Source organism: Paenibacillus sp. FSL R5-0475 (assembly GCF_038004585.1).
Classification (GTDB): Bacteria; Bacillota; Bacilli; order Paenibacillales; family Paenibacillaceae; genus Paenibacillus_AQ.
The window spans coordinates 1789251-1811802 of sequence record NZ_JBBORK010000001.1; the positions used below are offsets into that span (position 1 = coordinate 1789251).

The 22552-nt window shown below is 41.2% G+C and carries 21 protein-coding genes; 15 read left to right on the plus strand and 6 right to left on the minus strand.

What is annotated here, in order from left to right; translation table 11 throughout:
- Positions 1 to 552, minus strand: coding sequence for a TetR/AcrR family transcriptional regulator (locus MKX41_RS07845; RefSeq protein WP_076301174.1), 552 nt, complete (start codon positions 550 to 552; stop codon positions 1 to 3).
- A 148-nt stretch (positions 553 to 700) separates the two neighbouring features.
- On the opposite strand from MKX41_RS07845, the gene MKX41_RS07850 reads away from it, so the two are divergent.
- From MKX41_RS07850 to MKX41_RS07865, 4 genes are all read left to right on the plus strand, one after another.
- Positions 701 to 1624 (plus strand): ketopantoate reductase family protein, encoded by a 924-nt coding sequence (locus MKX41_RS07850; protein WP_340969413.1) that lies wholly within the window; start codon positions 701 to 703, stop codon positions 1622 to 1624.
- A 357-nt stretch (positions 1625 to 1981) separates the two neighbouring features.
- Entirely contained in the window at positions 1982 to 2617 is a 636-nt protein-coding gene (locus tag MKX41_RS07855; protein ID WP_042188200.1) for a glycoside hydrolase family 11 protein, read from the plus strand.
- A gap of 151 nt (positions 2618 to 2768) precedes the next feature.
- Positions 2769 to 3602: a formylglycine-generating enzyme family protein gene (locus MKX41_RS07860; RefSeq protein ID WP_340969415.1), complete on the plus strand. Its 834-nt coding sequence runs from the start codon at positions 2769 to 2771 to the stop codon at positions 3600 to 3602.
- A gap of 312 nt (positions 3603 to 3914) precedes the next feature.
- Positions 3915 to 5042: a glycoside hydrolase family 11 protein gene (locus tag MKX41_RS07865; RefSeq protein ID WP_340969416.1), complete on the plus strand. Its 1128-nt coding sequence runs from the start codon at positions 3915 to 3917 to the stop codon at positions 5040 to 5042.
- 134 nt (positions 5043 to 5176) lie between these two features.
- Here the strand turns inward: MKX41_RS07865 and MKX41_RS07870 are convergent, their stop codons facing one another.
- Complete coding sequence (locus tag MKX41_RS07870) at positions 5177 to 6259, minus strand: GntR family transcriptional regulator (protein WP_340969418.1); 1083 nt, start codon at positions 6257 to 6259, stop codon at positions 5177 to 5179.
- A 262-nt stretch (positions 6260 to 6521) separates the two neighbouring features.
- On the opposite strand from MKX41_RS07870, the gene MKX41_RS07875 reads away from it, so the two are divergent.
- Genes MKX41_RS07875 through araA form a run of 3 tightly spaced genes read left to right on the plus strand, consistent with a single transcriptional unit; the run spans position 6522 to position 10298 of the window.
- The gene (locus tag MKX41_RS07875) at positions 6522 to 8129 is read left to right on the plus strand and encodes a xylulokinase (RefSeq protein ID WP_340969419.1); all 1608 of its coding nucleotides are present in this window, start codon (positions 6522 to 6524) and stop codon (positions 8127 to 8129) included.
- A 16-nt stretch (positions 8130 to 8145) separates the two neighbouring features.
- Complete coding sequence (locus tag MKX41_RS07880; protein WP_042188210.1) at positions 8146 to 8841, plus strand: L-ribulose-5-phosphate 4-epimerase; 696 nt, start codon at positions 8146 to 8148, stop codon at positions 8839 to 8841.
- 32 nt (positions 8842 to 8873) lie between these two features.
- A complete protein-coding gene (gene araA, locus MKX41_RS07885) occupies positions 8874 to 10298 on the plus strand; it encodes an L-arabinose isomerase (RefSeq protein ID WP_340969420.1) in 1425 nt (474 codons plus the stop codon).
- Positions 10299 to 10381: 83 nt separating this feature from the next.
- Here the strand turns inward: araA and MKX41_RS07890 are convergent, their stop codons facing one another.
- The 3 genes from MKX41_RS07890 to MKX41_RS07900 form a co-directional block, all read right to left on the minus strand.
- Entirely contained in the window at positions 10382 to 11524 is a 1143-nt protein-coding gene (locus tag MKX41_RS07890) for a glycosyl hydrolase family 8 (RefSeq protein ID WP_340969421.1), read from the minus strand.
- 49 nt (positions 11525 to 11573) lie between these two features.
- A complete protein-coding gene (locus MKX41_RS07895; protein WP_340969423.1) occupies positions 11574 to 12548 on the minus strand; it encodes a glycoside hydrolase family 43 protein in 975 nt (324 codons plus the stop codon).
- 142 nt (positions 12549 to 12690) lie between these two features.
- Positions 12691 to 13173: a nucleoside deaminase gene (locus tag MKX41_RS07900; protein ID WP_042188217.1), complete on the minus strand. Its 483-nt coding sequence runs from the start codon at positions 13171 to 13173 to the stop codon at positions 12691 to 12693.
- A 151-nt stretch (positions 13174 to 13324) separates the two neighbouring features.
- Between MKX41_RS07900 and MKX41_RS07905 the strand changes: the two genes are divergently transcribed.
- From MKX41_RS07905 to MKX41_RS07925, 5 genes are all read left to right on the plus strand, one after another.
- Positions 13325 to 13774 (plus strand): OsmC family protein, encoded by a 450-nt coding sequence (locus MKX41_RS07905; RefSeq protein WP_340969424.1) that lies wholly within the window; start codon positions 13325 to 13327, stop codon positions 13772 to 13774.
- Positions 13775 to 13826: 52 nt separating this feature from the next.
- Positions 13827 to 14189, plus strand: a complete 363-nt coding sequence (locus MKX41_RS07910) for a hypothetical protein (RefSeq protein WP_340969425.1) — start codon at positions 13827 to 13829, stop codon at positions 14187 to 14189.
- The gene (locus MKX41_RS07915) at positions 14170 to 15120 is read left to right on the plus strand and encodes an LLM class flavin-dependent oxidoreductase (RefSeq protein WP_340969427.1); all 951 of its coding nucleotides are present in this window, start codon (positions 14170 to 14172) and stop codon (positions 15118 to 15120) included. Before MKX41_RS07910 ends, MKX41_RS07915 begins: the two co-directional genes overlap by 20 nt.
- Before the next feature lie 40 nt (positions 15121 to 15160).
- Entirely contained in the window at positions 15161 to 16189 is a 1029-nt protein-coding gene (locus MKX41_RS07920) for an AraC family transcriptional regulator (protein WP_340969428.1), read from the plus strand.
- Positions 16190 to 16281: 92 nt separating this feature from the next.
- Positions 16282 to 17076 (plus strand): SDR family NAD(P)-dependent oxidoreductase, encoded by a 795-nt coding sequence (locus MKX41_RS07925; protein WP_340969430.1) that lies wholly within the window; start codon positions 16282 to 16284, stop codon positions 17074 to 17076.
- 55 nt (positions 17077 to 17131) lie between these two features.
- Here the strand turns inward: MKX41_RS07925 and MKX41_RS07930 are convergent, their stop codons facing one another.
- Positions 17132 to 20128: an ATP-binding protein gene (locus MKX41_RS07930; RefSeq protein ID WP_340969431.1), complete on the minus strand. Its 2997-nt coding sequence runs from the start codon at positions 20126 to 20128 to the stop codon at positions 17132 to 17134.
- A 334-nt stretch (positions 20129 to 20462) separates the two neighbouring features.
- Here MKX41_RS07930 and MKX41_RS07935 point away from each other — a divergent pair, with 334 nt between their 5' ends.
- The 3 genes from MKX41_RS07935 to MKX41_RS07945 all read left to right on the plus strand — a co-directional run bounded on the left by MKX41_RS07935 (position 20463) and on the right by MKX41_RS07945 (position 22532).
- Positions 20463 to 21263 (plus strand): phosphotransferase, encoded by an 801-nt coding sequence (locus MKX41_RS07935; protein WP_340969433.1) that lies wholly within the window; start codon positions 20463 to 20465, stop codon positions 21261 to 21263.
- Between the two features lie 76 nt (positions 21264 to 21339).
- On the plus strand, positions 21340 to 21693 hold the full coding sequence (locus MKX41_RS07940; RefSeq protein WP_340969434.1) for a VOC family protein: 354 nt from the start codon (positions 21340 to 21342) through the stop codon (positions 21691 to 21693).
- 257 nt (positions 21694 to 21950) lie between these two features.
- The gene (locus MKX41_RS07945) at positions 21951 to 22532 is read left to right on the plus strand and encodes a TetR/AcrR family transcriptional regulator (protein ID WP_076286965.1); all 582 of its coding nucleotides are present in this window, start codon (positions 21951 to 21953) and stop codon (positions 22530 to 22532) included.
- The last annotated feature ends 20 nt before the right edge of the window (positions 22533 to 22552 follow it).

The window sequence follows — 22552 nt, forward strand, 5'->3', positions numbered from 1 at the left end:
TTATTCTTTAAAATAGGGTGTAATCCCTTTTGAATATAGGTTCTCTACTAACTTGAAAAATTCTTCTGACGATAAATCCTTTTGACGCTGGAGCCAAAGACGAAATAAAGAAAGGGCAGTTGTCAGGTAAAACTCAATGAAGTATGGTGTTAAGGATTGGTTTTGCGGAACGTTTAATTCTAATTGATCCAAAGTGATTTCTTTTTTTAAGCGTTTTAAAAAACGGGCACTTCCATAATCACCCAAAAGGGCATTAAGAACCAGGAGATGTTCTTTTTTATCCAGACAATAGAGCGTATCTTGAACCTTATCCATCGATAGCTCTTTATTTGCCAATTCTTTTTTCATTTCATTCAATAGGTCATTTTCAACAGAGTCTAACAATTCGTAAATGTCAGTAAAGTATTGATAAAAGGTGCTGCGGTTATATCCTGACTTATTCGAAATTTCCTGAATCGAAATTTTCTCAATCGGCTTTTGGCTATATAACTCACAAAAAACTTCTACAAACTTTTGTTTTGTTTTCTCCGTTATTTGGGGTTGCTTTTTCATGTTTCCCTCCTATTAGTGAATAAGAATATCATCCGACAAATCATAAAAAACTGATGGTTGATCAAGGAATAATGAAGATTTATAATCACATCATACAACATGTTGTCGGATAATCAAAAGGGAATATTAATAAGTAGGGGTGGTTTATATGTCAGCAAAACAAGATAGAATTTTAATTTTTGGTGCAGGTGTCATCGGGAGCATGTACGCAATTAAGCTTATTGAAGCAGGGTTTGACGTTAGCCTGTTTGCACATTCGAATAGATATAAATCATTAAGAGAAAATGGCCTGCAGTATATAGAAAAAGGTACAGTTAGATCGATACAAGTGAATGTCATTGATACGCTCGAAAATGACGATGTATACGATTTTATTTTCGTTACCGTTCGTTATGATCGGTCCGAAGCAGCGTTGTTAGCGCTAAAAGATAATCAAAGCAAAAATATAGTTACGATGACTAGTAATTCAATTGGATTTTCTTCGTGGCTGGATATCGTAGGGGATAGACTTTTACCAGCTTTTCCCGGCTTCGGCGGACAGATTAAAGATGGAGTATTGCATGCTCGATTTCTACCAAAGTTTATAGCGGCAACTGCATTTGGAGAAATTAATGGTGTAGTGACAGAGCGCATAGAAAACCTTGCAAAATTATTTAAAACTGCAAAGCTTCCCTACGTTATTAAAAAAGATATGCAAGCGTATCTAATCACACATTCCGTATCAGACATTGCCATGTTGAGCTTTTTGCATTCTGAGAATAAGATCATTGACAAAAAAACAGCCAGAACTAGAAAGACGGCACGTGAAATAACATTCACTTTAAAAGCGTATTTAAGGGCAATACAAAAAGCTGGCGTTTCAATTGATCCACCAATGCTTAAAAAGGTGCTTAAATTTCCAAACTTATTTTTGGATCTTTTCTTTATGACATGGCTACGGACTAAAATGGTTAGGGATATGATGTTGCCGGATTATGCGAATAATGCTAACAATGAGATTGTGCAGCTGAGTAATGATTTAATGAAATTTTTAAGTCAACATGATATCAAATCGGAAATACATGTTCAGTAATTTTTTGTTAAAATATTATAGTATTGTGGAGGGGCTTGTAATGAACATAATTAATCTGATATATGACAAGTAAAAGGGGGACGCTAAGTCCTCTTTTTTTGTCTGTAATTTCTTTATATTTCCATTTATAACCACAAAAGAACAATACTTTTTGGGGTAAAACCTTTAATTTGAACAGATTAAATTGTACGTAAGCTATGATAAACTTCTATTTGAAATCGCTTACAATTATATAAATGGAAGGATGTGGTGATCTCGGGAGTTTTACCAAACAACAAAGAAAACCACAGACGATTGCTTGGAATACTAGAGGTCAGTCAAGTAGTATGTAATCAAAAAAATCTTAGGAGGTAGATTATGTTTAAGATGAATAAGAAAATCTTGACTGTATTATTCGCAGCTACAATGAGCTTTAGCTTGTTTGCAGCAACTACAAATGCGGCGACAGATTATTGGCAAAATTGGACTGATGGTGGAGGAACAGTAAATGCTACGAATGGATCAGGTGGGAATTACAGTGTTACATGGTCAAACACTGGGAACTTTGTTGTCGGTAAAGGCTGGAATACCGGATCACCAACAAGGACAATAAACTACAATGCCGGAGTCTGGGCGCCTTCCGGTAATGGATATTTGACACTCTATGGGTGGACGAGAAACTCACTCATAGAATATTACGTCGTTGATAGCTGGGGCACTTATAGACCAACTGGAACATTTAAAGGTACCGTAACCAGTGATGGTGGCACATATGACATCTATACGACTACCCGAACCAACGCACCTTCTATTGACGGCACTGCAACTTTCACTCAGTTCTGGAGTGTAAGACAGTCGAAGAGAGCAACTGGGAGTAATGTTGCTATCACTTTTAGCAACCACGTTAACGCATGGAAGAAATATGGAATGAATTTGGGAAGTAGTTGGGCTTACCAAGTGTTAGCTACTGAGGGATATCAAAGTAGTGGGAGCTCTAACGTAACGGTGTGGTAACAGGTAAACTGTAGCCTCTTAATCGATGATAATTCTAAGGACTGCCGGTCTCACAACCGGCTTCCTTATTTATTCCAAAAGAATACTTACATACTACTAAGATCATCGTCACGACTTTTTATTTTCCTATCCGTTCAAAGGAGATAAATCAATGAGAAAACTATTGAGTTTCCTATTTATAGCAACAATAGTTGTTATCAGCGCTTGTTCACAAGAAAAGCCTGAAACGAGTAATGACAATGTATTTGTAAAGGGAGGGACTTTTATAAACACAAAGTCCAACTACAATGGTGCAACCCTATCGAACTTTTATATCGGTAAATATGAGGTAACTCAAAAAGAATGGATTGAGGTAATGGAAAGTAATCCCTCAGAATTCAAGGGCGACAATTTGCCGGTTGAAATGGTTAGCTGGTATGACGTTGTTGAGTACTGTAATAAGCGGAGTATAAAAGAGGGTTTAACACCCTATTACAATATAGATAAGAATAAAATAGATACAAATAATAAGAGCGAAAACGATAATATAAAATGGACCGTAACGATCAATGAAGGTGCTAATGGTTATCGATTACCGACAGAAGCAGAGTGGGAATATGCTGCAGGTGGAGGTCAATTAAGCAAGAGTTACACCTACAGTGGAAGCAATAATACAGATGAGGTAGCATGGTATTGGAAAAACGCTGGAGACAAATACTTATCGGGAGAATGGAACTGGCCTATCATTGAAAACAACAATAATAAAACAAAATCAGTTGGTGTCAAACAGCCCAACGAGTTAGGACTTTATGATATGTCAGGGAATGTAAGGGAATGGTGTTGGAACTGGTACGGGGATAGGGGAAGCGATGTCGGTTCTTTCCGGGTTGTGAAGGGCGGCGGTTGGATCGGCAACATCACCAACAACGAAATATCTTTTCAAGGCAAGTTCGACGCAAATGGCATGGGACCTGATCAAGGCTTTCGTGTGAGTCGTGGTGAGTAAACGGCGGGAAGGTTATTCACTTTTAAGTTAAGACTCCATTTCGTAGGCAATGATAAAATGATCTAGCCAATAAGCTGTTTCCGGTACTCTACCGGAAGCAGCTTATTTAATTTCGTTTATTTCCAGCTACAAAAGATCTAAACTTTTCACGGTATAAGCTTTAGTTTATGCATATGAAAAAATTAGGACAATGTTAGAATCTAATTGTTTCCGCTTACATTAATAAATTTGGAATAAAAAGGAGGTTGATCAAACGGGTTGCACAGCATCTTAGTAAGACTAGTTGCAGTATAACCAAGAGGAGGAAAGCAAATGAAACAAAAGAGAATGCGTTTATTTTTAGTAATCATTATTTGTTTTATGCTTGCATTGCCTTCAGTAAGTGTAAATGCCGCAACAACGATCACATCTAATCAAAGTGGCACCCAAGACGGCTACTACTATGAGCTATGGAAGGATTCCGGTACCACGAGTATGACTCTTGATAGTGGAGGTACATTCAGTGCTCAGTGGAGCAACATCGGAAATGCACTGTTCCGTAAAGGTAAGAAGTTCGATGAGACCCAGACACACCAGCAAATTGGAAACATAACTGTTAACTACAGTGCCAACTACCAACCAAACGGTAATTCGTATTTATGTGTCTACGGATGGACCGTTGATCCACTAATCGAATATTACATCGTTGATAGCTGGGGGAGCTGGCGTCCGCCTGGTGGAACGTCTAAAGGTACCATTACCGTTGATGGGGGAACATATGACATATATGAGACTACCAGAGTCAACCAACCTTCAATTAAAGGCACAGCAACCTTTAAACAATATTGGAGTGTCCGGACGACCAAACGTACAAGCGGAACCATATCTGTTAGTGAACACTTTAAAGCGTGGGAGAGCAGAGGAATGTCGATGGGGAAGATGTATGAAACTTCGCTTACGGTAGAGGGTTATCAAAGTAGTGGAACAGCTACCGTGACTAGCAATACAATTACGATCGGAGGTAGCGGAGGTACGAATCCGACGCCAACGCCTAATCCGACTTCAACGCCAAACCCAACCTCCACACCAAATCCGGGCACAAGCACAAAGATAGAAGAAGAAAATATGACTAAAAGTGGTCAGTATACCTCCAATATAAGCTCACCATTCTCTGGAGTGGCTTTATACGCCAACAATGATTTAGTGAAATACACACAGAATTTTACGACCGGTACCCATAATTTTTCACTCCGCGGGGCTTCGAATAACTCTAATATGGCGAGAGTCGATTTGAAAATCGGGGGAGTGACCAAGGGCACCTTTTACTTCGGGGGGAGCAGTCCCGCCGTTTATACTCTTAACAATGTCAGTCATGGAACCGGAAATCAAGAGATCCAGCTCGTCGTAACAGCTGATAACGGGACATGGGATGCTTATCTTGATTATCTGGAAATCCAGTAATATTCCAAACACGGAAAATGGAGACGGACTGCTTAATGTAGTGACAAAATGAAAAAAAGCAACTTACCAGCCATGACTGGTGGGTTGCTTGCCTTGTATAAACGGAAAATTTATTTATCTGTTTAAATTACAACTTATCTTTTAACAACAGTCTCACCTTCAATTAACACAGGCTGATAATAAGTGTTGTTTGGAAGGTCTTTTTTTCCTTGTAGTTTCTTAATGACCCAATCCGCTGCATCGCGTCCCATGGCTTCTTGTGGGTGTGTCAAGGTGGTTAGTTTGATGTTCGCGTTTTTGGCGATATAGGAATTGTCTTGTCCGATAATCGATAATTCCTCCGGAATAGTGATGTCCAGCTGTCTGCAGGCATGAACCACTTCCAACCCAACCTCGTCGTTATAACAAACAATAGCAGTGAGCGTATCTCTATTTTTATTCAGAAAATCCTTCAAGTCTGTAGATAACGTCTGTTTTGTCTCCGTATTGAATGAAAAAATCTGCTCAGGATAAAATCGTAATTTGGATTCTCCGAGTGCTTTAATATACCCTTTCATCCGATACTTTCCTTGTAAATCATCCATTTTTGCAATGAGCCCTATTTGGGTGTGCCCTTTAGTTATCAACTCTTTTGTTGCCAAATAGCTTGACTGCACGTCATCAAGACAAAGGTACGGCAGTTCTATTTCTTCATAAAAGGCATTAATCATTATAATCGGAATATCCTGTTCCTTAAAAGAAAGATAGTAAGCAATATTGGGGTTATATAGATTGCTTTTCGTAGGTTCAATAATTAAACCATCTACACCGTAGGACAGCATCATTTCAAGGGCCTTTTTTTCTTGAGCAACATCGTTATTTGTACTAGCTAATAGTAGAGAATAATTATCCTCATTTAGCCGGCTCTCGATCCCACGGATAATGGAAGGAAAGATATAGTCGGAAATATAGGTCGTGATTACACCGATCGTCTTCTTATGGGAACTCCCGCCGGTCTTCGAACGATATTGGTTGCTGACATAAGTACCAGACCCTTTTTCGCTTCGCAGGAAGCCTTCGTTGGAAAGTTCTAAAATTGCTTTTCGAACAGTCTGCCGGCTAACTTCGTACATGGACTGCAAGGCAGATTCAGTAGGGATTTGTTCACCAACATTGTAATCTCCCGAAAGGATTTTGCTTTTTATGTCATCTAATATCACTTGATACTTTGGTTTCATGTAATTCCTCTTTCCATTCTTGTTCGCTAAGTTATTCGTATATTCGGTAAATTTGTATGTACAAATTATAGCATGACAACGAAAAAAATAGAAAGGGGCTCTTTTTTTATACAGTTAAATCATTATTATCTCCATATTTGTATGTATATATAACTATTCAATTGACAAATGTACGTACAAAAAATTATACTATAGCTGTCAATTAAGAAAGCAAATTCTTATCATGACCTTTTAAAAAAGCGCTCTCAGAGAGGTGACAAACGTGATATCGAATCGATTAAGCATCGAACAAGCGATTAATAAGGGAGAAACTTCGCTTGGTATTGAATTTGGGTCCACGCGCATTAAAGTTGTACTTATCGATCATAGCTTTCAAACGATCGCTTCTGGAAGTTACGAATGGGAAAATCAGTTGAAGGACGGTTTTTGGACGTACAACTTGGAAGATATTATCAAAGGTCTGCAAGACGCCTATCGCGAGATGAAGGAAGAAGTTGCACAAAAATACGGAATCACCCTTCAAACGGTTGGTTCAATCGGTTTTTCTGCAATGATGCATGGATACATGGCTTTCGACGAGCACAATGAACTACTTGTTCCATTCCGGACTTGGCGTAATGCAACTACGGGTGCGGCTGCCAAAGCATTGACCGAGCTGTTTGGGTTTAATATCCCAGAACGCTGGAGCATAGCTCATCTTTATCAGGCGATTTTGAATGAAGAAGAACATGTGCCACAGATACGTTTTGTTACGACACTAGCAGGATACATTCATTGGCTATTGACTGGAAATAAAACACTTGGTGTTGGTGATGCATCCGGTATGTTCCCAATTGATGAAACTACAGGAAATTTTAACGCTTCCATGATACAGCAGTTTGATGAACTGGTTGCAAGCAAAGCTTATCCGTGGAAGACCAGTGATTTACTTCCTAAGGTGTATGTTGCAGGAGAGCAAGCAGGTATTTTAAGCGAAGCGGGAGCTAAAATTCTGGATCCATCGCTGCATTTACAATCAGGTATTCCGCTTAGTCCTCCAGAGGGGGATGCTGGAACCGGGATGGTTGCAACGAATAGCGTAAGAAAACGAACCGGGAATGTATCTGTAGGAACCTCTGTTTTTGCCATGATTGTATTAGAAAAAGAACTTTCCAAGGTTTATCCGGAAATTGATATGGTTACTACTCCGAACGGAAGTCCAGTGGGCATGGTTCATGCGAATAACTGTTCAAGTGACCTCAACGCCTGGCTAGGGTTATTCCGCGAATTCTATGAAGCCATGGGACACAAAGTGGATGCCAATAAATTGTACAGCGTGCTATTAAATAAAGCTTTGGAAGCAGATCCTGATGCCGGTGGATTACTAAGCTATGGTTATCTCTCAGGAGAGAATATTACTGGGTTAGAACAAGGTCGTCCGCTATTTGTCCGCTCGCCGGAGAGCAAATTCAATCTGTCCAACTTTATGCGTACACATCTATTCAGCGCCTTTGGTGCTTTGAAAATTGGAATGGACATTTTGACGAAGGAAGAGAATGTAGCCATTGATAGTATTTTAGGCCACGGCGGCTTATTTAAGACTCCTGTAGTGGGTCAAAAAATGATGGCAGCTTCAATGAATGTTCCTGTTTCCGTAATGTCGACTGCCGGTGAAGGCGGTGCATGGGGAATGGCTATTCTTGCCGCTTACATGATGAATAAAAATCAGGAAGAAAGTTTAGAAGACTTCCTCGATCAAAAAGTGTTCAAAGATGTTAAGGGTGAAGAAATTCATCCAGATGCAACCGACATTAAAGGATTTGAATCCTTTATCGAACGTTATAAAAAGGGTCTGGCGATTGAGCAGTCCGCTGTTGACAATTTAGTGTGAAAATGGAGGTGGCAAGATGTTAGAACAACTTAAAGAAGAGGTTTTTCAAGCCAATCTGGAATTGCCGAAACAAGGACTTATTAAATATACATGGGGAAATGTGAGTGCAATTGATCGTGAAAGTGGATTATTCGTAATCAAACCTAGTGGTGTAGATTATGAAACAATGAAAGCCAGCGATATGGTAGTTGTTGATCTGGATGGCAATGTGGTTGAAGGAGATATGAGACCTTCCTCCGATACACCTACTCACGCAGTGCTTTATAAGCATTATTCCGAGATCGGGGGAATCGTTCACACGCATTCCACTTGGGCAACCATTTGGGCTCAAGCAGGACTAGATGTTCCTGTCATGGGAACGACCCATGCTGATACCTTCTATGGTTCCATTCCTTGTGCGCGTTTCTTGACGCAAGAAGAAGTCGATCGTGGTTACGAAGCGGAAACGGGTAATGTAATCATCGAGACCTTTGAGCAACGTGGGATCGATATTATGGCGGTTCCTGGTGTTTTACTTAAAGGACACGGACCCTTTACTTGGGGGAAAAATGCGAAATCGGCGGTAATAAACAGCGTAGTTTTGGATGAAGTATCCAAAATGAATTTGTTTGCAAGAGAGCTGAATCATTTTGCTGAGGAGTTGCCACAACGTATTTTAGATAAACATTACTTGCGAAAACATGGAAAAGACGCTTATTACGGACAAAAATAATTAAACCACAAAATTACGAAAAGAGGATGAATATGTCAACAGCAGTAGCAAAAGAATTTTGGTTTGTCGTAGGTTCACAACATCTTTATGGCGAAGAAGCATTGGCTGAAGTTAAGGCGCATGCCCAAACGATGACAGATGCTTTGAATAAAAGTGGAGTTTTGCCTTACCCACTAGTATTGCAGGATTTGGCTGTCAGCGCAGATAAAATCACAAACATCATGAAAGAAGTCAATTACCGCGACGAAGTTGCCGGTGTTATCACTTGGATGCATACCTTCTCACCTGCAAAAATGTGGATCCGCGGAACTAAAATGCTGCAAAAGCCTTTGCTTCATCTAGCTACGCAATATAATGAAAGTATCCCATGGGCAACGATCGATATGGATTTCATGAATCTAAATCAAGCCGCTCATGGTGACCGTGAATATGGTTTTATTAACGCCCGTTTGAACAAACAAAACAAAGTGGTAGTAGGCTACTGGGAACGTCCTGAAGTCCAAAAGCAAATTGCAGAATGGATGGACGTAGCCGTTGCTTATAACGAAAGCTTTAATATCAAGGTCGCTCGCTTTGGTGACAATATGCGTAACGTTGGCGTAACCGAAGGAGATAAGGTTGAAGCCCAAATTCAATTTGGATGGACTGTTGACTACTTTGGTATTGGCGATCTAGTACAAATCATTAATGAAGTTAAAGAAGAAGAGATCGACGCCTTATTCGCTGAGTATTCAGAGCTGTATGAATTTGATTATGGGACTAACAGCAAAGAAACTTGGGAAGCTAGCGTGAGAGTTCAAGCAAGCTATGAAATTGCTATTAAACGTTTCCTTGATCAAGGTGGCTACAACGCCTTCACATCGAACTTCGAAGATTTACACGGAATGAAACAACTTCCAGGACTTGCTGTTCAACGACTGATGGCACAAGGCTATGGTTTTGCTGGAGAAGGAGATTGGAAGACTGCAGCTCTCGATCGATTGCTTAAAGTGATGAGCCATAACCAATCCACTGGCTTTATGGAAGATTACACTTATGAATTGACGGTTGGTCAAGAATCCATTCTTCAATCCCATATGCTTGAAGTAGATCCTACTTTGGCAAGCAACAAACCAAAAATTATCGTATCTCCACTGGGTATTGGAGGTAAAGACGATCCAGCACGTTTAGTATTTGACGGTAAAGCAGGAGACGGTGTGGTTGTTTCCATGGCTGACTTTGGGACTCATTACAAACTGTTGATCAATGAAGTTACTGCTTTCGAACCAACGGTTCCAGCTCCCAACCTTCCAGTAGCTCGTGTACTTTGGAATGTTAAGCCTAACTTCCAAGATGGGGTTAAAGCTTGGATCGAAAATGGTGGCGGTCACCACACCGTAGTTTCATTAACGCTTACAACAGACCAAATTATTGCTTATGCAAAACTTGTAAACTTGGAATATGTAGTTATTAAATAATAGCAAAGCTTTGTTACGATTAATAGGACTCCATTCCTCGAGCTTTTTGAGGAATGGAGTCCTATTTGTTTGTTCGATTTCCTTCAAAAAATGCGATAATTTCCACTCAGGGCCAGTAAACTAAAGAAGTACAGACAGTTATCATAATAACGACGTTGTCCAGTGCGCAATGGTGTATCCCAAAACAAACGGACAAAATGCTCTGCCTCCGGGCCATTAGAAGCAAGGGAAACCATGGCATTGGTCGCCAACAGACCTGTCGGGTGCAGTGCCGGTTCGTCGAAGGGCTGTCCCTCAATGGTATACCGCCGGTAATCGGAAACTTCGATATTCCTAAAAAAAGCCTGAATCCGGTTACATTGATCGACCTGCCAGATGTCCTTTTGGAACCAAGCCCAGTCCAGACCGATATTAGCCGCTACCCGGTAAGCATCACTGAAAAAATGGCTGAAATCACCATGAGGCTGGGGTTCTGCCGGGGACCCGTTAAAATTAGCATATTCGGGAGCAAGGCCAGTTATCGGATGGCATGCAGTATGCAGATATGTGCGGCTGGCTTCCGCGGCTTCTCGCCAAAACATGTGGTCACGTTCGTCAGCCCACAAGGCGAACAAATCATAGAAATGGGGGAGATGGTAAGATGGATCACTGAAGGTGGATTCCGGTACGAATTTAATCAGTTTCGTTTCCGCGTCCCACATTGAGTCACCAGCGCCTGTTTCAGTTTTATGTACACAAGCACGCAATATTATTCGAGCCTGCTCGGAATAATTATAAGGTTCCGGACCGTTCCCCCAACGTTTTGAGGCAAAAAACAGAGCCATGGCGAAAAACTCTTCGCCGTCCGGTGCAGGTCCCTGAGAAATCCTTGTACCGTCAGGCTTGCAGTGCCAAGCAAAGTAATTGGCATAGCGACCTTCTTTGTGCTGCATAAACGTCTTTGAGAAGTTCCATAGACGATCAAACTCTTCTTTTTTATTCATTTGAACGGCCATCATCATCCCGTAGGACATTCCTTCCGACCGAACGTCTAGATTACCTGTATCCAGGATATAGCTGTTATCCTCGTCCTGCGGATAGTAGATTCGTACGTTCGGATCTCCGTAAAACAAATCATTCCAAGTTTCATTGAGTTTAGCGTTGATATCATCTTCAGAAAAACCGAGCTCCTTAAATATATTGCGATATTCTCCCGTATAAAAAGCACCTTGTTGTGTCATTGTCATCAAAAACGCCCTCCTGTGAACTACAGCATGCAGTCCATTTTAATAAAAACTAAGGATGGATGGTTTGAATGGTGCCATCATCGTTGTATCCCAACTCTGTATATTTTACAGAACGCTTGTTGTCAGCTCCACCAGACAAAGAACTGTCATGATAAAATAAATACCATTTCTCTTTAAACTGAACAATAGAATGGTGCGTTGTCCAGCCTATCACTGGAGAAAGGATTTTTCCTTGATATTCATAAGGTCCAAGCGGATCTTTACTGATAGCGTATACAATATTGTGGGTAGTACCAGTGGAATAAGAAAGATAATAAAATCCGTTGTATTTATGTACCCATGGACCTTCAAAATATCTTCTCTCTTCATCTCCAGCAAGAATCGGATTTCCGTTTGTATCGATGATGGATATTTCTCTAGGTTCACCTTCAAAGGTCAGCATATCCTCGCTCAACTCCGCTACGATAGGTCCAAGAGCTGGTGCCATTTCAGACGGCCCCTCGGCATCCGGAACAAATGAGCCGGTTTGCCATTTTTCAAGTTGACCGCCCCAAAGACCACCAAAGTATATATACGATTTACCATCATCATCAACGAAAACGGCGGGATCAATGCTATAACTGCCGGGAATGTAGCTTGGTTCAGGTGTAAATGGTCCGGAAGGTGAAGCTGAGGTGGCGACCCCGATTCGGAAAATATCGTCATGGTCTCTAGCTGGGAAAAACAAATAGTAGGTATTGTTTTTGTATGCTGCATCCGGAGCCCACATTTGCTGCTTAGCCCATGGAACATCCTTCACATGAAGCACTTCACCGTGGTCAACACAAGGGGAGCCATCTCCATCAATAGAAAGAACATGGTAATCCTCCATATTATATTGGTCACCGTTGTCATTAGAGATCATTTCGTGATCCAGGTCATGTGAGGGATAAATATAAATTTTACCTTCAAATACATGAGCGGAGGGATCCGCAGTATAAATATGAGTTACGAGAGGTTCATTGGGTTGCACAGGCTTTGTCAAGTCATTTCCTCCTATAAAGTTAATCGCTTACAAAGCTAATGGTATAAGAACTTTAGGACGCTGTATATATAGCAACTATAGTTTATACCCCACAAAGTTTAGGACATAAAAAAAGAACCTTTATTCAAAGGTTCTTTTTTTACTACTGTCTTTGTCCGTGGAATTGTCGATGAAGTTCCCGCACTTGTTCTGCAAGCTCCGTTACAGGGCCATCTACGACCGCATTATGGATGACTTCCTGAATACTCAAATTACGGACAGGTGATGCTGCAATGCCCATTTCGCTTAACCACTGTGATAATTGCTGCGAAGAACTGGCATATACAATCCTTCCTAATTGAACCCAACCGTGAGCTGCCGCACACATAGGGCAATGTTCCCCGGAAGTATACACAGTTGCCTGCTTACGTTCTTCCAGTGACATATTCTGAGCTGCCCAGCGAGCTAAAGCGAATTCGGGGTGTTGAGTATGGTCACCACCGCCTACATGGTTACTGTCTTCGGCCAAGACCTCTCCATTTGCTGAGACCAGGATGGAGCCGAAAGGTTCGTCCCCAACCTCGAGTGCAATTCGGGCAAGTTCAATACAACGCTGAAGATGTTTGATATCTGTATCGTTTATCATGATAATAGAGCCTCCTGAAATTTAATTTATAGATAAATCTCACGAACAGTAGGCCTGAGCCTGTTTGTTCACCGCATTCTTCTATGTTAGCATGTAAAGTATTCGATTAAAAATATGTCATGCAATTTCAAGATAGGGAGGACATCTAGAAATGAAACACCCATTTATATTAAATGCCGTATGGAACGGTGGTCGTAATAGTCAGGGAACGATTGAAGCTGGACAACTCAAGACTCAAATCTCCATTCCGAAAGAAATGGGCGGGCCAGGAGTTGGAACGAATCCGGATGAGATGCTACTGGGTGCCGCGGCAACCTGCTATCTCATTACACTAGCAGCTATGCTGGAGCGATCAGGGCTTACGACTTCCAGCCTGACGTTAACATCAGAGGCGACAGTGGATGTAACAAATAACATTTTTACATATGAAGCGATCAAACATTCACCCATCATCACACTTACCGAAGATGCGTCACAGGAAGATATTGATAAAGCAATTCGTATTGCCCATAAAGCAGAAGGCTCTTGTATGATTTCCAGAGCTGTAGCAGGAAACGTACAAATTACCACAGAGCCAACAGTGCTTACATCAAGTATATAAGGTTAAGTTCTAAAGGAGTTATCCCTTAGGAATCAGAGAGGAGAAATTAACTTTGAACGTCGAGTTGTATAAGGATTTGATCAAGGATGAACGTGGGAATTATTACGTAGCGGTGCAAAAAGAGGGCAATGAACTGACCTTGGTAAATGCAATGCTTGAGCGTTCTTATCAGGACCTGCTGGAATTTAATGAAGAGTTTAAAAAGAAATATGCGGAATACGAGCACCAGTTCATCGGCAAAGTGATTATGGATAGACTGCGGCACGATGTTGTGTTTGCGTCCAAAGAAGACGGCCATGGACGAATGTATAATCTGGCAGCGATTGCCGGCGATTACAAGGTTACTTTTATTGATATGATTGAATTTTACCGAAACCCTCGAGTAGGACGTAGCCATGACAACGATATCCATTAAGCTTAGTGTTTTGGACCTTGTACCTGTATTTGATAATGTGGATGCAAGCTTTGCTTTAGGACAAGCGGTGGAACTGGCTCAAACAGCTGAAAGCCTGGGATATACTCGATATTGGGTTGCCGAACATCATGATATGCCGGGCTTAGCGTGTACCTCCACAGAGGTGTTTTTATCGCATGTCGGAGCAAGAACACAGCATATCCGTATCGGATCGGGAGCTTTATTGCTGCCGCACTATAAGCCGTTAAAAGTAGTGGAATCTTTTCATTTGCTGGCAAGTTTATATCCGGGACGCATCGACCTTGGGTTAGGCAGAGCTCCTGGCGGTGCTGCTGAAGTAAGCTTAGCGCTAAGCGGGAATTTTCTCGAAAATGTTTGGAAAATGCCGGAACTGCTTAAGGGAGTCACCGAATTGTTGCAGGGGAACTATTCATACGAAGGACGCCAGATAACCGCCCGTCCGACTCCACCCGAATCGCCAGAGCTGTGGATGCTAGGCACAAACAAGAAAAGTGCGGCATATGCTGCCGAGTTTGGAGCAGGCTATGTGTTTGGTCAATTCATGAGCGATGTAGCTGGGGAAGAAATTTTGCAAGCTTACCGTGAAGCTTTTATCCCTTCTTCAGTTAATGCTAGCCCTCGGGCCATCGTAGCTGTTGGCGTTATTTGCGCCGAGACTGAGGAAGAAGCAGAGCGGCTAGCCTCTTCCGGTATGACATTATTTCAACAAGAAGGCTCAGCCGAAGAGAAATCCAAGCTTTTGGAACGTAAACTGCTGATAGGCACACCCAAAAATATCAAAGAAAAGCTGGAACAGTTATCTCACTTGTATGGAGTTGATGAATTCATTATCGTTACTATGATTCCAGACTATGAGAAACGGTTGCATTCGTTTGAGTTGCTTGCCCGCGCTTGCTTGAATTCTAACTAGCCCTTTCTTCATGCAATGATGCTAAAGGAGGTCCACATAGATGCAGACTCATACCTCTGACTCCATTAAAATCCCTCCCGGATTTTGGGCTGGATTAATTCAATTAGGGATAACCGCTCAAGATATAGCCAGTAAAGCAAGTCTACCCCTGAGCCTTATCACAGAGTCAGCAGTCACCACAGCCCAATATTTCGCTATCTGGCAGGCATATTCGGATCTCGTTGGAGACACTGCTGAGGGAATCATCAAGCTAGCAACCGTTTTTGAAACCACACAATATCCGCCGACCGTCTTAGCCACTTATCATGCTAAAGATTATCGCGACGCTCTAAACCGAATGGTGCGCTATAAACGAATGTGCCCTCCAGAAAGCTTGCATATCGTCGAGGAGGGAGAGTTGTGTGCAATCGAATTGAATTGGCAGCCTCCCGAGTATTCCGGTCCACCGCTGCTGCTTGGTCTTACACTGGCGTTTTTATTGGAGCTTGGGCGGCGGGGAACTGGTATACCTCTGACAGCGCAGTTTGTAGAATTTTCACAACCCATAGGGAATTTACAGGTTCTTGAGGCTTATTTCGGCTGTCGAATTCAGATCGGTGCTGAGACTAACCGCTTAACACTACGACGAAGTGATTTGGATCTGCCCTTTATCTCGTATAACGAAGAGTTGCTAGAAATTCTGACTCCCGTTTTGGATCGGACACTTGCTGAACAGCAGGGCAGTCGCTCAATTACTGAAAGGGTCAATTGGATCATGAAACGCAGCCTTAGCGGAGGGCAACCCGAGATTCAAACTGTTGCTAAAGAGCTAAGGATGAGTGCTCGTACCTTACAGCGGAGGCTTACTGAAGAAAATACGAGCTTCAAGCATTTGCTGACACAAGCCAGACATGAGCAGGCGCGAGCGTATTTAGCAGATCCATCTCTCGATGTTAAAGAGGTAGCTTTCTTGATCGGGTATGAAGATCAGAACTCGTTCTACCGTGCCTTCCGACTTTGGGAAGGAGATACTCCTTCAAATTGGCGTGTTAAACAAGAAGTTTGGCGCAAGACACTAGTTACTGAATAATCCCGGTAAGATAGTATAAATACTAGCCGATGCTCAGTACAGTTCTTGAGAAACTGCTAATTAACTCGCCATGATTAAAGGAGAAATGAAATATGGATATGGGATTAAACAATAAGACAGCTTTAATTACAGGATCTACAAAAGGTATTGGTAAAGCTATCGCCTTTGAACTTGCCAACGAAGGCGTTAATGTACTAATAAATGGACGTAATTATGAAAAGGTAGAACAAACAGTAAATGAAATTAAAGCAAAATTTCCGGAAACTTCTCCACTGAATGCTACAGCCGATATTGTAGATATGGAGCAAAGAGAAGCTTTATTAAAAAAACACTCTCATATCGATATTTTAGTTAATAATATGGGGATTTATGAACTGATGAGCTATGACGACGTTGATGATGAAATATTTGAAAAATACATCCGTACGAATGTTCTTGCTGCAAATGGATTAACAAAATTTTATTTACCAAAAATGTTAGAAAACAATTTTGGTCGCGTGATCTTTATCGCTAGTGAAGAAGCAATAATGCCGTCAGCTCAAATGCCACAGTATACAATGACAAAATCAATGCTATTATCTTTGGCAAAAAGCTTATCTAAATTAACAATCGGAACAGAAGTTACCGTCAATACTATCATGCCAGGACCAACACTCTCTGAAAACGTGCACCAAATCATTGATGGAATGTACCCAAATGAAACGTTGACTTTTTCAGAAAAAGAGAAAAAATTCATGGCTAAAAACTTACCGCAATCTGAAATACAGCGATTTATTAAACCTAATGAAATAGGTAGACTAGCAGCATTTATGAGCAGTCCCTATGCCTCTGCATTTAAAGGTTCTCCGATCCGTATGGATGGGGGCATGGTACCTACTATTTTCTAAATGTATCGATACACAAAAAGCCACTCCTTATGGAATGGCTTTTTTATTTGATATATTATTCACTGTCCTCCGGTATAACAAAGGATACCAAAGTACCTTCATCTTGTTTACTTTGAATAAAAAGACCCTGACCATACAATTGCATCAGTCTTCGATGGGTGTTAGCCAGTCCGATGCCACTTTTAGCTTTTATGGTCGGTTCCAGCAACAACACGAGCGTTCTATGATCCATACCTTGCCCATTATCCTCCACTTCGATCTTTACAGCATTGTTCATACGTGAGATCCGAATATAAACGGTACCCCCCTGTTGACGCTTGAGCAGACCATGCTTGATAGCATTTTCTACCAAGGGTTGGATGGATAGTGGGGGTAACAGGATATTAATGTCTGGATCTACCTCCCAAACAACGGAAATTCGTTCTGCAAATCGTGTTTGTTCAATATACAAATAAGATTCTACCAGCTCTAGTTCATGAGAAAGGTTCACGAGTTCTCCGATATTTAAAAAGTCAAAGCTGATTCGCAAAAAGGAAGTAAATGCAGTGATGAGCTCTTGCATCTTTTTAGTATCCATATCACTGAGTGCCGCAATAGAGTTCAATGTATTGAACAAGAAATGGGGTTGTATCTGTGCCTGTAGATAAGCCGCTTCAATACGCACCCGTTCATTAAAAGAAATTTTCATCGCTGTTAAGGCTCGAATGCGATATTTGAGTTCAACTGCATCCACCGGTTTGGTAACATAATCATTTGCGCCGGAGTAGAATCCAGTGTAAATATCCTCAGGTTGACTGCGGGCAGTCAGCAATAGCACTGGGAGCTCATATAGGGAATAACGAGCGCGAACCTTTTGCGTTAATTCATATCCTGACATATGCGGCATCATTACATCACTAATCAGTAAATCCCAACTCTTTTTATCTAGCCAATCCAGTGCCTCTTGTGCTGAGTTCACTGTCGTAATGAGATAAGGTTCGTTTTCGAGAATGCCCTTTAGCACATTCAGATTAACAGGGTCATCATCTACCACCAAGAGATTCACCTTCGCATCTGTAAAGAGTGGCGGGATTTTGTCAGTGTGTTGATTAGTTTGTTCGGAAATCCCCCATTCAGCCATCTGCTTATAAATCTCATCTGGTGTATACGTTGTTATAGGTGAAACCTCTCTTACTATCTGTTCGCTATAGGAATCAGCAAGGGGTAGTGCAAAACTGAAAGTTGAACCTTTGCCGAGTTCAGAATGTATGCTCAAGCTGCCACCATGTAGTTCTACCAACTGCCTACTAATGCTTAGTCCCAGTCCAATTCCACGCCCGTCATTTATTCCGTGAGGGCCTTGCTCATAGGGGAGGAATACCCGCGCCATGGTCTCTTCGGTCATGCCTACTCCGGTATCTGTTACATATATAAAGACATGAGCGTCTTTTTCCTCAGCTGAAACAGAAACAAGTCCTTGCTCGGTGTATTTGAGCGCGTTGTGCACTAGATTTAATAATACTTGTACTAGTCGTTTCTCATCCGCAAGAATAGGAGGCATAGATTCTGGTATGTTCATGGATAGCCGTACCGGTTTGCCTTCAATCATATATTGAAGCATATTGATGACTCCGGGAACCACCGATTGAACCAAAATAGGCTCCTGATGCAAAATAACGCGATGCTCTTGAAGACGTACTACATCCAGTAGATCACCAAGCATATGGGACATACGGCGGCTAATAGTAATCAGTAACTCCATATCTTGCCGGCTACTCTCAAAGAGTCTATCCTTTTCCTTCGTTATTATATTTTGCGCGATATTCATAATTCCATGAACTGGTGTTCGCAGCTCGTGAGAAGTATTGGCGAGAAACTGATCCTTGAGTTTGTCCGCTTTTTTCAGCTGTTCATTTAGCTCCATGTTCTCTTTGGCATTCTGAAAATACTTTTTAAACCAATAAGCTGAGAAGCCAACGATGGCGGCAATAATATCCACAGGATAGTAGACAATTGAATAATGGCCGTTATTATCCCACAAATTCCATAACAAATTAGAGATGATGGCCGCACCTGATATCAGTAGAAAAACAACATCTTTTTCATCTTGCCTTTTGAACAATAAGCGCCCCAAGCTATATATTAACCAGATGAAGGGGATATACTGAAACACTTGAATGATTCCCCAGTGAATCGATGTACTGACCAAATAAGCAGAAACGATAAATATAAATAAGGTAAAAAGGAAAAGACACCACGTGTAAGCACGTAACCACTTGTTGACTTCGGCACCTGAGGTGAATTTCCTGAAAACAAGCAGAATAAAAAGGTTCTGCCATAAGAAGGCGATTAAACGGATTTTTAATGACCAAGTGTAATTAATCGGCAGTAACGCTAAAACTAAATTGTCATTTCGGGCTAAAAGGATTACGGCTACAGATAATGTCATTAGCCCTACAAGAAACAGGGCACGTTCTTTAGGATTAAATAAATACAGAATACAGGCATACAGCCCATGTAGTAGCAGGATGATTGCAGTAAGTATTTGAAATCCAACGGTATAAAAATTTGTCCGGTTAACCACTTCCTGAGAGCCAAAGAAAATAGGGCCACTAATACCGCCTTTATAGGGGTGATCAAAGTTTGCTACCTGAATAAGTACATCTATTTCTGTCATATTTTTCGAAAAATATGATGCTGTAAATGAGGTGGTTTTTGGTGCATATGTATTGGCATCGAGAGAAACTGTCCCATTATTGAGAATAGGGGTACCGTTAATTTCCACACTGGACGCGGAATAAATTTGTTTGATCCAGAACGAGATAGGCTCCTGAAGCGGTTCTACCAAAATACGCAGACGGTAAGTCCCGTATCCATATGAAGTTGTCTGATCAGTTCCGATAGCGTGGCTCCATTTCCCAGGTACTTGAAGCGCTTGGGATTGCTTTGGGATAGTAGAAGTCTTGGATGAAACAAATTGCGAAGGATAGAAGCTCCATTCACCATCTAGCCTGAATAAGTTAGCCTTCTCCAGATCCTGGCCACGTAAATCCAGGACACCGTTGCTAATCATAGGTACATTGTTGGAAACCTTAAATATGCTGAACCAAATGCAGCGTAGGCCAAAGAGAATGCTGATAAAAAGTAGAATGATTGCTAATTTGTTTAGAATCGTATTATTTTTCATGAGAACATTATAGCAAATAATTCTAATCTAGATTCTAAAATGGATTTTATTTATATAAGATGAGCAAATGCCAGCAATGATCTTAAAGGACAGTATAGTTATAATTGTTCTTTCTAAACAATAACTTGTAAATATTGTTATTATTAGAGAGGGAGTTTTCATCGCTAACAGGTCAAAATCTGCAACAGGTAATGCACTGAAAAGAAAAGGAATGAACCTAATGCCTAAGGAAGAAGTGTTAAAAGGCGGTAATGTAAATCATATAGTCCGTATGGCGAACACTGTTCGCCGCCCTTTAGGTTATTGGAGTCCGAATGTTCATGAACTACTCAAACATTTGGAACAACAGGGCTATGAGGGAGCACCAAAATTCCTCGGAATCGATGATTCTGGTCGTGAAATATTGACATTTATTCCTGGAGAAGTTCCAGGGAATAATTATCCAAACCTTGAACCGTATATGTGGACGGACGAAACCCTTGTGGGTCTGGCACACCTTATACGTCGTTTCCATGATGTGACTACAGTGTTCAGGCCCAATATGGAGGACAGATGGCAGCTCAGCTATGCCGAGGATGCCGAACATGAAGTGATCTGTCATAACGACGCAGCGTTGTATAATGTTGTCTTTCAAAAGGAGGCTCCTGTGGCGCTCATTGATTTTGACATGGCAGGTCCAGGTCCGCGTATGTGGGACATTGCGTACACCCTTTACACATCTGTTCCACTAGCGAGTTTTGCACCTGACCATACTTCTGGAACCATAGTAGCATACCAATGTGAAATGCATGACGTAGAGCGACGTCGGCGAATTCATTTGTTTTTTGAAGCTTATGGAATTCCCGTTCCAAATAATCTGCGACAGTGGATTATACAACGTTTGATAGTACTGTGTGATACGTTGAGAAATGGTGCTGCTGATGGGAATCCTGCCTTTCAGAAAATGGTTGATGAGGGTCACTTGGCCCACTATGAGAGTGAGATTAGGTTTGTAACAGATCATTTCGAGGATTGGATATAAAAATCGGATATTCCGCTCACGGACAGGATCATTGAATAAAATTAAAAAAGTATACCATTAGAATTGAGGTCTGAGAATGAGTGTGAAACGAATTGTCACAAATATTAAAACGCAGAATGTTTCGGCAGCAAAAAGCTTTTACCAGGACGTACTCGAGCTTGATTTATTGATGGATCATGGTTGGATTGAAACATACGGCTTACTGGGGAAGGAGAGCATTCAAATAAGCTTCGCATCACAGGGCGGCTCCAATACGCCTACTCCTGATCTATCGATTGAAGTTGATGATGTCGATGCAGTGTTTGAACGTATGAAGAGTGCTGGATATACGATAGAATATGGACCTGTCGATGAGCCTTGGGGTGTTCGGCGATTCTATGTCCGCGACCCATTTGGCAAACTTATCAACATCCTTGCTCATGGACATTAGATAAACGGTCACGGCGTGCAGAAATCTAGATTGTTAAACAAACTTGAAACGATAGTGGAGGAGCTTCCTATAGGGTAGCTCCTTTTATTATTAAACTAACGGGTAGGATAGTCACAATGAGACTTTGAGACTTGGTTTGATTCCGGATAAATAAAAGTTGCAAAAAGGAAAAATATTGCTATAATAAGTTTAAACGTCATTTAAAACGTTATTTAAAATGTTGTTTAAATCAGGGTAAATATACTTGGAGGTTGCCTATGGAGACAGACAAAAAGTTGGAAACAAAAGAGAAGATTATGCGTGCCACACTGGAGTTGACCAAACAAGAAGGCTTTGAAAGGATCACTATAAAAAAAATTGCAGAAGCCTCAAGCACGAATGTCGCTCTAGTTAACTATTACTTTGGGTCCAAAGAAAACTTGTTTAGCGAGTCCATCAAATTGATATTGAACAGCTTTCAGCATACCTTTGCCATACTTGACGATTTCTCTATACCCTCACGGGATAGATTGAAGCAATTTTTACTAGATTATTTGCAAGTGATCCGTCAATATCCCGAATTGCTCTCCAGAATCATCCTGATGGGCAATACCGTTTTCTCCTCCCAGCATGAATATGGATCATTTTTGAATCTATTGGGGTTTCCTAAGATACAAAATACTTTAAGAGAGTTAACCGATGAACAGCAGCCAGAGCACCTGATGACCATGACGATGCAGATTTTTGGAGCGCTTTTTCTACCAGCACTTATGAGTCCTATTCTAGAAACAGGAGCTTCCGTGAAGATTGCACCTATAGAGGAACAGATTGACTTGCTCTTTGCAAGATACTTTCATTAATAAACTCAGATTGAGGTGAT